Here is a 10,464-nt window from a genome sequence, read left to right as displayed (position 1 = left end):
AGAACAAAATGTGGGAGCGGCTTGCTCGCGAATGCGGTGTGTCAGTTAGCTTGGAAGTGGCTGACACACCGCATTCGCGGGCAAGCCCGCTCCCACAGGGGATTGAGTCGAGCCGCGGATAATCAGCTCGGGTAAAAAATCCAGGGTGCGGGTGGGTGCGGTATCGCCGCGCAGGCGCTTGAGCAAACAGTCAAAAGCGCTGGCGCCAATCGCTTGCGTCGGTTGGGCGAGGGCGGTGATGCCGTTACCCACCAGCGGGTACCAGTCCAGGTCATCCAGGGCGATCACGCCCACGTCGCCGAACAGGTCACAGCCCAGCGCCTTGAGCGCGCGGGTGCAGGCCAGTGCTGCCACGCCGTTGGCGCAGAACAGTGCCTTGGGGCCGGGTTTGGCGAGAAAGGCTTGCAGACGGTTTTCCAGTTCGCCGTTCAGTTCAACCACGGCACCTGTCAACGCCGGGCGCTTGGCAATCTCGGTGTTGAAACTCTCCAGGCGCTCCAAACGTGAACTGGTGCCATCGGTTGCCTCGCTCACCATCAGCACATCGCGATAACCCTGTTGCTCAAGATGCTCTACCGCAATACGCACCGCCGCCGCGTTATCCAGACCCACCAGATCGCTGTGCAACGGTTCGACCTTGCGGTCCACCAGCACCAGGGGCATTTCCCGTTGCAGTTCCAGCAGTTGGTCGAGGTGGTGGCCGAGGGTGTTCACGATCAGCCCTTCGATGTTGTACGAACGCAGCGCTGCCAGATGCTGGCGCTCCTGCTCGTCATCGCGGTCGGTGTTGCACACCACCAAGCTGTAGCCGTGCTGGCGGCAGGCGGTTTCGACGCCGTGCATCACGGCAATGGAGTAGGGGTTGCGGATATCCGCCACCAACATGCCGATCAGGCGCGTGCGCCCACGCTTGAGGCCACGGGCCATCTGGTTGGGGCGATAACCGAGTTCGTCGATGGCCTGTTCGATGCGCAGGGCGATGGCATCGGAGAGCAGGGCGCGGTCATCGCCGATGAAGCGCGACACGCTCGCCTTGGATACGCCCGCGCGCTCGGCGACGTCGAGCATGGTCACGCGGCTGCGCTGGGCGGCGGAAAATGAAGTCACGGTAGTGGGCCTTTCTTATTGGTGTGGTTGGTAACGGCATGCACCTGAAACCGGTTTCAGAAGACACCAGGACAGCCGTCCTAGTCAAGCGCCGATTACGAGCATGCCCAGCGTGCGCCCGTTAATTAACCGATGAATGGCTGGGTGTACCTGTTAGTTCTGACAGTAGGCGAGGCGGGCTATTGAGTGCTTAATTCTGACCAGACATCACCAGAAGGAACTCCGCATGACCCGTTCAGAAAAGGCCTCTGCACGCAATTTCCATGTACTGGCTGGCTCCGACGGTGAAGCCAGGGTATTGCCCGTTTTTGAGGAGGTCGTTGGGGTTGACCCCACGGACCCGGAGGGGTTGATTCCGCTGCCGGTATCGTTGACGCCTCTGGAGTGTCGCGTTCCGCAATGGGCGCCTGGCCCGGGAATTGGCAGGACCCATACCCTTACGCTGTGGTGGCGTGTGCGCGGTGTAGACGTCCGGGCAGATGAGCAGACATTTACTGGCCCGCTCAACCCTGCGCTTTTTCCTTACCCCTTGTACGTCCCCGTCGATTACATGCGGGAAACCGACGCAGTGGTGGAGGCGTTCTATACGGTGGACGACGGGGGAGGCGACCCGGTTCCATCGTTTCCCTGGACGTTGACGGTGGACAACAATCCCCCAAGGTTTCAGGACCCGGATGACAAGGCCCGCTTCGTTGATCCGGCAATTGAGGTTTCTGGTATTACCGAGGCCGTGTTGGCCGCCAACCCGTTCATCGAAGTTGAAGTGCCCGCCTATATCGGTCGTGCCGATCAGGACCGAGGCGGGTATTACCTGAGCAATGTTACCCCTCCATTTCCTCCCGTTCAGACGGGTAGCCAGGTGTTTGCGCTGGTCACCGACCCCTTGATTCTGAGGATACCCGCAGCGCACTTTCGCGGCCTGAATAATGGCATGGCCTACCTGCAATACCGTTTGTACGATCGCGCTGGCAACTTTTCCGGCTTTAGCGCGCCGATGGATTTTCAGGTCCTGCTCATTGCCACCCCGATTAACCTGCCACGGCCCGATATTCGTCCTCCTGCCTACATTGATTTCCTGATCAAACGTGACGACGCACGAGCGGTCGTCACGGCACGGGTTCCGAGTGAGTACGATAATTTTGCGCCGGGCGACAGCGTTGTGATGATTTGGGACGGACGTCCTGTGCTACCTGGACAAGCCATCACGGGGTTCCCGGCTGAGGTCCACATCCCTTGGGATATCTTGCGCGGCCCAGGTCCTGTGGCGCTCACCGAGGCGGAGGTGCATTACGAAATCCATCGTGTCGGCCGTCCTCCTGTGCCTTCACCGTCGAGTTTTTTCTGGGTTGATTTAACCGTCGCAGGGCAAGACCACGCCAATGCGCCTGCATTGCTTAATCCAACGCTGGGGCGGGTGGACGTGTTTGGCAAGGGCTCAGGGTTGCATAACGAACTCGATTTTCGCGATGCGACCGCCGGGGCTGAAGTGTGGGTGCGCCTTTACCAGAACCCGGTGGCTGACCAGTTGCTGGAGTTGTATTGGAACGGCGTCGGGCCGGTCGCCCACTATACCGTTCAGCCTGGGGATACGTTTGATCTGCCGGTGCAATTCACGGACGTGCCCGGCAGTGTGATTGTCGATGGCGGGAACTATATAGATTTGCCGGTTTACTACACCACCAGTAACGGCGTGAATGAACAGCAGTCTGCTAATACACTCGTTAATGTTCATGCCGCGCCATTAGTTCGTTTTGATGCGCCCTTGTTAGAGCACAGTTTGCACGGCGTCGCCAAGTACCTCACCTGTGAATCAAAGCCTGCCATTTGTCACGGTGTTTATTGGTTTATACGCGATGACTTTCGATTTAATTCCGGCGATGAGATTGAGTTTTTTTGGCAAGGTTATTTACAGAATAACTGGGAGGAGCCCATCGATGATACAGACTTTTCCATCACCGTGAATTATGTACCGGGTGGCCAGTCGGTCAGGGTTTGGCCGTGGGAAACCAAAATTGAACCGATGCGTAATTACGCGTCGGCCACCGCTGAATACTTCGTCCGGCGCGGCGGCGCGTTGATCGCACACTCTCAGATCGGGCGAGTCCGGATTGACCGGATAATTGCGGGTTCGGGGCGTCCCTGTCAGCCTGGAAATGTCGGATTTTGTGATGATGTGCAAGAGGGCTGTGCGGAGCAAGGAACTGATAACAGTCATGTAATTGCGTAAGTATCGGGAGTATACGTTATACCCGTTGTTATAAATGAAGTCGGCTTTTAGTACGCCTGGTCGTCGCCCATGCAAAGAAGGTGGGTGGTTTTAATAGGGTTTGACTATTAAATAAATAAAGAAACTATGCGTGGAGAGAAAATACATGAAAAAGACAGAGGCTAGACCCATCAAAAAAACAACGGGTGTCGCTGCGGTGCCTATTGTGTTACCCCCTCCTTCTATAGAAGGTCTTGTTGATCCGACGATGTACCCAGGCCTGGTATTAAGAGAAACAGCGGATAAAAACTTTCTAGAAGTGGAGATTCCTGTGTGGTCTCCAGCGTCGACCATCGCCGGAAGGCCCGATACGCTGGACATTCATCTGGATGACATTGGTGATTTCCAAAGTGGGCGTATCAGCAGTGAGCCCATATTTTTTACCGCTCCCATACCTACCACGCATACGGTAAACATCGCGAGGCGATTTCTCACTGAAGGAGCACATACCCTCAGTTACAGGGTCATCACGTACAACGGCAATGATTCTGGCTCCAGTGAGGCTCCACTGGTCATCGACCGCACCGCACCCTATGACAGCATCCCGGACGGACCTCGCCGTTTGACGCTGCCGCCTGGATGGACGGGCAGCATCACACAGCCGCTCCTGGATGCAAACCCTGGGGGCGTGCCATTTGGCATCCCTACCTACGACGCAGAGGGCGCCCACCCTGGAGACAGATGGCGTTTGTATTACGGTGATTCATTGATGGTGATCGCCGAGGGGGCGGTGCTTCCCGATAGGGCCGTACTTTTCACCCAGGCCATGGCTGATGCAGCCGATGGCCCACGACCTCTGGTGTACCGTTTAGTGGATGTGGCCGGCAATATCAGCGATAAGTCGTTCGAGCTTCCGATCAATGTGGCGCTAAGGCCGGCTCCGACGCTGACCCCGGCGGGTGTCAGGGACGCCATTTCGCCGACGGGCGTGGGTGATCGCTTGTTTGACCGCGCCGATGCCGCAGCTTCCAGCGGGATGTTCGTGATTATTCCAAATTATGATGCTGATCGCTCCCTAGACCAATTTCTTGTGCGGCTCACCACCCTCCATGGCTCGCGGGATATGGGGCCTTACCCCTTGGGTGGTTTCCCGCTGCCGTTCGATTTCCCCGTGGATTTCCCAACTTGCCTTGCCTTGTATGGCACGAGCAACGGGCCCATCAACCTGCGAGTGGAATATGCGGTTAACAGAGGTGGCACGCTGCATTGGGTACCTACTGCGACCAATATCGAGATCGAATTGGAGGTGGGTGGCCCGGTCAACCCTTGGGACCCTGAACCTGCCAACCCGAATTTGCCACTGCCGGTACTGACAGGGCGGGGTTCAGAGTTGACAAACGAATTGAATGATAAAGATAACAACATGGACGCCGACGTGGTGGTCACGCTCTGGAGCGCTGCACCGCTACCCTCGGCCCAGGCGTTCGATATCGTGCTGTATTACCAGAATGAGGTGGTTGATCGAAAGTCGGTGGATCACACAGTGGCCATGCCTGGTGACGTTGTCGATATGGTTGTTCCATGGCCTTACATCCAGAAACACTCCAATAGCCTCATCCCTCTGCGTTATGAAATCGCGCTCAGCAGCACCCACAACCGTACGTCGTCGCCTATCCAGGATGTCAACGTCAATGCCAATGTGATTGCGTTCCCTGCACCCAGGGTCACAGGTGCATTACCGGAAATACCGGGACCGGGCGGAGCACCTGCAGAAATCGGATGCGGTGCGCTGCAAGGGGTTAACCGTGAAGTGCATGTTTTCGTGCCGCCTCACGAATTTCTGGCGGTTGGGATGATTGTTACGCTCAATTGGACGGGTTGCAGTGACAATGACGGTGCTGTCCCCATTGCAACTGCGACTGAGACCTTTCCTTTCGGCCCGCTGAATTCCGAGCACATCAAAGCGGGCTTCACGGTTCCCGTCAGGCCCTATGCGACCTATGTGAAGCCTATAAATGAGGCAGCGCCGGATATGGGGTCGGTCAATATCACCTACACCGTTCCGCTCACGGGTGTCCCTTCGCCCATTACATCCGCCGAAGCTATTTTGTGGGTAAGAGGGGTTCGACCTGGTCCTGTTTACTGCGATGGTTCACCTTGGCCCAGTTGAAAAAGAGCGGGGCGCTGTAATGAAAAGAGGAGCCTTGCTCCTCTTTTTTTATGAGCATACAAAAATAAGTCGGAAGTTCACTGATCAACCACAGATAAGTCCTACATACCCGTTCACCCATCTCTTAATAATCTGCGCCCCGTCATGACCTGGGCCTGTCTCGCTTGGTGCCGGTCAATTCGTTCCCTTTCGGGAAGGTTCTTTACGGGTATACATGCAATGTCGATTAACGCACGGTTCAAAAAACATCCTCTCGCCCTGGCACTCCAAGTGCCCGCGGTTGGCTTCCTGATGCTGGGTGCCACATTTTCCCATGCCACCACCACCCTCCATCCAGGCATGGAGCGCACGATCGAGTCGGGGGCTCGGATCGACGACTGGTTCATTGGCCAGGGCGCGCATTTGACCGCCAATGCTGCCCAGTTGCGGCAGTCGCGCGTCACCGCAGGCACGCTGACGCTCAATGCCGGGACCAAGGCGCAAGATATTTACGCCAGCCAAGGTGCGCAAATCTACCTGAACAACGCCACGGTAGAAGCCAGAGGGTCGGCCGGCGTCGCCATTAACCTGGTGGGGAGCCAAGCGCTCATCAGGGGCAGCACTGTCATCAATAACAACGGTGTCGGCCTCTCGGCGGCGCGTAACTTTCTCTCCGAGGATGGCTCCACGGCCGCTGTATTCGACAGTGTCATCCAGGGCTCGACCACCGGTGCACGGGCCACGGCATTCAGCGAGCTGAACTTTTATGGTTCGGATGTGATTGCCACTGATGAAGACGGCGTTGGTGTGTTGTTGTACGGTGGTTCTGCCAATGCAGTCGGCAGTACCATCACCGGCGGCGAAAATGGTGTGCGCCTGAGTTATGAAAGTGCTGACTTCAATAGCAGCACCTTGGTATTGGACGGCTCGCATGTTGAAGGCCGCAACGGCGCGGCACTGCTGGTGGAGGGAGATGCATACGGCACGACCAACGCTGACATTCAGGTGGTCAACGGCTCCACCCTCAAGGGCGGCAACGGCAACCTCCTCGAAGTTACCGGAGGTTCCTTCGCCAACATGAATGTCGATGGCAGTACCTTGTTCGGTGACGTCGTGGTCGAGGAGGGCAGCACCGCCAAGTTGCAGCTCCACAACGGCTCGTGGTTGACCGGCCAGCTCAAAAACGTGGCCGAGTTAAGCGTGAACAACGCCTCCCACTGGGCGCTGGTGGGCGACAGCGAAGTCGGCGACCTGAAAATGGCGGGCGGCAGCGTGCATTTTGGTGGGCCTAATGAGTTCTACCGGTTGGATGTCGACAGCCTGTCGGGCGATGGCACGTTCGTGATGCACACGGATTTTGGCAGCGGCCAAACTGACTTGCTGGCCGTTAATGGCATCGCCGAAGGTAACCACAGCCTGTTGCTGGCGGCCACGGGGTCGGAGTTGGCAACGGCCGAGCCGATTCGCGTGGTGAGCACCGAGGGCGGTGATGCACAGTTCGCCCTGGTCGGCGGAACGGTTGACGCAGGTGCCTACAGTTACGGGCTCAAGCAGGAAGACACCGACTGGTACCTGGACCCTAACCGTCGCGGCACCAGCAACAGCACCAAAGCGGTGATGGCGTTGTTCAACACCTCGCCCACGGTGTTGTACGGCGAGATGACCTTGTTGCGTACCCGCATGGGTGAGTTGCGCTTCAGCCAAGGCAACAACGAAGGTTTCTGGATGCGTGGCTACGGCAACAAGTACGAGGTCAGCGGTAACCAGGATGGTGGCGGCTACACGCAGAACCAGCGCGGCTTTACCTTGGGTGTCGACACGCCGCTGTACGGTGGCGATGGGCAGTGGGTAGCCGGTGTGATGGCCGGTCACAGCACCTCCGATATCGACCTCAACCGTTCCGGTGGCGGTACGGTCGACAGCTACTACGTGGGCGGTTATGCCACGTGGCTTGATGACGAGAGCGGCCTGTATTTCGACGGTGTGGTCAAGCTCAACCGTTTGCACAACGAAGTCAACGTGAGCATGAGCGACGGCAAGAAAGCCAAGGGCAACTACACCCAGAACGCCGTGGGGGCTTCGGTGGAAGTCGGTCGGCATATCAAGCTGGATGACGGTTACTTCGTTGAACCCTACGGGCAACTCAACGCGGCGATCACCCAGGCCCAGAGTTACGATTTGGACAATGGCCTGCACGCTAAAGGTGACCGTTCGGCCTCGGTTGTGGGCAAGGCAGGCGTCACGGTGGGCAAGAGTATCCAGCTGGACAGCGGTGGTGTGTTGCAACCGTACTTGCGTACTGCGTTGGCCCATGAGTTCAACCACAACAACAAGGTCACGGTAAACGGCGAGCGCTTCAATAACGATGTGTTCGGTTCGCGCATTGAAATGGCCGGTGGTGTGGCGATGTCGGTGTCTCAGAACGTCAAGCTGCATGCGGACCTCGAGCATACACGTGGTAAAACCGTCGACCAGCCATGGGGTGTCAACTTCGGCGTGCGTTACGACTTTTAATTCATTCATCCACCCGAACAGGGGAAGCCTAGGCTTCCCCTTTTTTTCGCCTTCAGATCAGCACACTCAGCCAGGCTGAGCCCAACAGCAGCAAGGCCATGACTCGGTTGAATGCTTGCAGGGGCCTGGGGGAGCGCAAGAGGCGGCTAGACCCGGCACCCAATAAGGCCCAGGCACCGAGGCAGGGCAAGGCGATCAAGAAAAACATCAGGGACAGGTACACCACCTGGCGCTGCCCACCCTGGCCAGCAAACACGCTGACCACCGCCAGCGCCATCATCCAGGTCTTGGGGTTGATCAATTGCAGGGCCGCGGCACCCAACAGGCCCAAAGGTTTTTGCCTGTCATCGGCACTGATGGCCTGGGCTGGCGCACTGAAGATCTGCCAGGCCAGGTAACTCAGCCAGGTCACACCGGCCCACTGCATCGTCATTTGCACCTTAGGCATTTGCATCAGCGATTGGCCCACACCGCAACCCACCAGCAGCACAATTCCCGATGCCCCCACACAAGCCCCCAGGACGATCGGCAGCGCAGCCTTGAAACCGTAACGAGCGCTGTTGCTGAGCACCAGGATATTGGTCGGGCCGGGGGTGATGGAGGCGACAAAGGCGAACAGCATGAAAGGTATGAATGTGGACAGCATGACGGGTGGCTCCGGCGGACTCATCGAGAGCGTCCATTTTCGCAAGCCCGCGCGTTACCGGTCTGGAAGATTTGTGCAGCGCTTGCGGTACGCGGCCGGCGTCAGGCCGTAAGCCCGCATGAACCAGCGGCCCAAATGACTTTGGTCAGCGAAACCCAGGGCCATCGCCACGTCTGCCGGTTGATCGCCCTTGGCCAATGAATATCGGGCACGGGCCAGGCGCAGTTGCACCAGATACGCGTGGGGCGGCAGGCCGAAGGCGCTCTTGAAGGCGCGGCTCAGGCGAAAGCGGTCGGCGCCGCAGGCCAGTGCGAGTTCATCCATGCCCACGTCCTGATGCAGATGGGCGTGCAAGTATTCCCGCGCCTTGTGCGCCACCTGCGGCAAACGTGGGTCATCGCGATAGCGCATGCGCCAGTAGAGTTGGCCGGTGAGGCGTTCCAGTAACTGATCCAGCGCGCTTTGCCGCACGATCCGCAGCTCGCCGTGATGCAAGCTCTGAAACGCGTGGCTGGTGGCCAGGGCCAGGCGCGGATCGCTGGCCAAGGTGCTGGCGAAACTCAGTTGATGATGGGCGGGCGCCTCCTCAAAGACACTGGAAATTTCCCGCTCCAGCCACTGTGGGTCGAGGTAGAGCATGCGGTAAGTGAAGCCGTCGACCGTCGGGGCATTGCCGTCGTGGAGTTCCCCAGGCTCCAGCAGGAACACCTGCCCCGGCACGCTGTCATGGCGCATGCGCCGGCAGTTGAATTGCTGCACGCCTTGTTCGGTCACGCCTACTAGATAGCTGTCGTGCCAATGGGGGTCATACGCATGGCCTTCGAAATGCGCGCGCAGGGTCTCGATGCCGGTGTCGGCGTCCTGGGACAGGTCGATCCAATTGTGCGCGGGCATACAACACCGAGGCTAAAAGTGAAGGGCTATTAGCGGCCGACGCAGGGGTGGGCGTCTAGAAGGTTTGTGCAGTCTAGCCAAACAACCCGGCGGCGATGTTGATCGAAAAACCGAGAATGGCGGTGTTGAATAAAAAACCGATCAACGACTGCCCCAGTACCACCTTGCGCAGGCCACGGGTGGCGACGCCCACATCCGAAGTTTGTACCGCTACGCCGATGGTGAAGGAGAAATACAGGAAATCCCAGTAGTTGGGCGTGAGCAAGCCCTCGGCAAAGCGCAAGGCGGGTTCCTTGCCTGGCCAGGTGTAATAGAGCCTGGCGTAATGCACGCTGAAAATCACGCCGATCAGCAGCCAGGAGCCGATCACCGTCAGCCCGGTAAAACCGTAGTGCAGCAGACGCTCGGAAGCGGCCAGGTCCTTGCTGCCCACCAGTTCGAAGGTGATGGTGGCCAGGCTGGCGATGGCGGCGATGCACACCATGAACAACACCAGGCCGGCGTTTTCATCTTCGACTTCGGCAATGCGCTTGACGTCCTCGGCCTTGGCGCGAATGGTCAGCCACAGCATCAAAACAAGGTAGGTCCAGACTCCGGCGTTCCAGCCGATCAAAATTTTGCTGGCAAGGGTGTCGGCCGGCACCAGGAAGCCGACGGCCAGGCCCAGTACGGCGGCGGATGAGAGGCGAGGGTGGGTGCGGGCGAGGAAGGGCATGGTGGCTCACAAAGAACTATGTGTGAGCACCATAGCTTATTCGGGTGTACCTGATCATGAATGCACTCAATAACTCTGTGGGAGCGGGCTTGCTCGCGAAGGCGGCCTGACAGTCGACACAGTTGGATTGTGTACATATCCATTGCCGCGGTAACGGCTACTTAGGGTTCCGCCTGAAGGCAGGTCACTTTGGAAAAGAGCCCCAAAGTAACCAAACGCTCTTGCCCCAACAC

Annotated in this window: 7 protein-coding genes; 3 read left to right on the top strand and 4 right to left on the bottom strand. The window is 58.2% G+C overall.

Translation table 11 applies throughout. The annotated features are described in order from the left end of the window. Nucleotides 1–45 precede the first annotated feature (45 nt). Nucleotides 46–1,107, bottom strand: a complete 1,062-nt coding sequence (locus JWR98_RS21820; RefSeq protein WP_341869744.1) for a LacI family DNA-binding transcriptional regulator — start codon at nucleotides 1,105–1,107, stop codon at nucleotides 46–48. 226 nt (nucleotides 1,108–1,333) lie between these two features. Between JWR98_RS21820 and JWR98_RS21815 the strand changes: the two genes are divergently transcribed. The 3 genes from JWR98_RS21815 (at nucleotide 1,334) to JWR98_RS21805 (ending at nucleotide 7,976) form a co-directional block, all read left to right on the top strand. Further along, complete coding sequence (locus tag JWR98_RS21815; protein ID WP_205491170.1) at nucleotides 1,334–3,334, top strand: hypothetical protein; 2,001 nt, start codon at nucleotides 1,334–1,336, stop codon at nucleotides 3,332–3,334. Between the two features lie 145 nt (nucleotides 3,335–3,479). Further along, on the top strand, nucleotides 3,480–5,483 hold the full coding sequence (locus JWR98_RS21810) for a hypothetical protein (RefSeq protein ID WP_205491169.1): 2,004 nt from the start codon (nucleotides 3,480–3,482) through the stop codon (nucleotides 5,481–5,483). Nucleotides 5,484–5,702: 219 nt separating this feature from the next. Further along, nucleotides 5,703–7,976, top strand: coding sequence for an autotransporter outer membrane beta-barrel domain-containing protein (locus JWR98_RS21805; protein WP_078733044.1), 2,274 nt, complete (start codon nucleotides 5,703–5,705; stop codon nucleotides 7,974–7,976). Nucleotides 7,977–8,028: 52 nt separating this feature from the next. On the opposite strand, the gene JWR98_RS21800 is transcribed toward JWR98_RS21805, so the two are convergent. From JWR98_RS21800 to JWR98_RS21790, 3 genes are all read right to left on the bottom strand, one after another. Next, complete coding sequence (locus JWR98_RS21800) at nucleotides 8,029–8,622, bottom strand: LysE family translocator (RefSeq protein ID WP_078733045.1); 594 nt, start codon at nucleotides 8,620–8,622, stop codon at nucleotides 8,029–8,031. A 54-nt stretch (nucleotides 8,623–8,676) separates the two neighbouring features. Further along, nucleotides 8,677–9,516 (bottom strand): AraC family transcriptional regulator, encoded by an 840-nt coding sequence (locus tag JWR98_RS21795; RefSeq protein ID WP_078733046.1) that lies wholly within the window; start codon nucleotides 9,514–9,516, stop codon nucleotides 8,677–8,679. Between the two features lie 73 nt (nucleotides 9,517–9,589). Further along, complete coding sequence (locus JWR98_RS21790; protein WP_056784762.1) at nucleotides 9,590–10,231, bottom strand: DUF1345 domain-containing protein; 642 nt, start codon at nucleotides 10,229–10,231, stop codon at nucleotides 9,590–9,592. Between the last annotated feature and the right edge of the window lie 233 nt (nucleotides 10,232–10,464).

The sequence above is a fragment of the Pseudomonas lactucae genome (assembly GCF_016937615.1).
Lineage (GTDB): Bacteria > Pseudomonadota > Gammaproteobacteria > Pseudomonadales > Pseudomonadaceae > Aquipseudomonas > Aquipseudomonas lactucae.
Note: the sequence above shows the minus strand (reverse complement) of the source record. Positions and strands in the feature narration are given on the sequence as shown.

Bases quoted from the DNA above. Each gene is read 5' to 3' on its own strand.
- JWR98_RS21815 (WP_205491170.1), top strand. From the start codon at position 1,334: ATGACCCGTTCAGAAAAGGCCTCTGCACGCAATTTCCATGTACTGGCT.
- JWR98_RS21810 (WP_205491169.1), top strand. From the start codon at position 3,480: ATGAAAAAGACAGAGGCTAGACCCATCAAAAAAACAACGGGTGTCGCT.
- JWR98_RS21805 (WP_078733044.1), top strand. From the start codon at position 5,703: ATGTCGATTAACGCACGGTTCAAAAAACATCCTCTCGCCCTGGCACTC.
- JWR98_RS21800 (WP_078733045.1), bottom strand. From the start codon at position 8,622: ATGCTGTCCACATTCATACCTTTCATGCTGTTCGCCTTTGTCGCCTCC.
- JWR98_RS21795 (WP_078733046.1), bottom strand. From the start codon at position 9,516: ATGCCCGCGCACAATTGGATCGACCTGTCCCAGGACGCCGACACCGGC.
- JWR98_RS21790 (WP_056784762.1), bottom strand. From the start codon at position 10,231: ATGCCCTTCCTCGCCCGCACCCACCCTCGCCTCTCATCCGCCGCCGTA.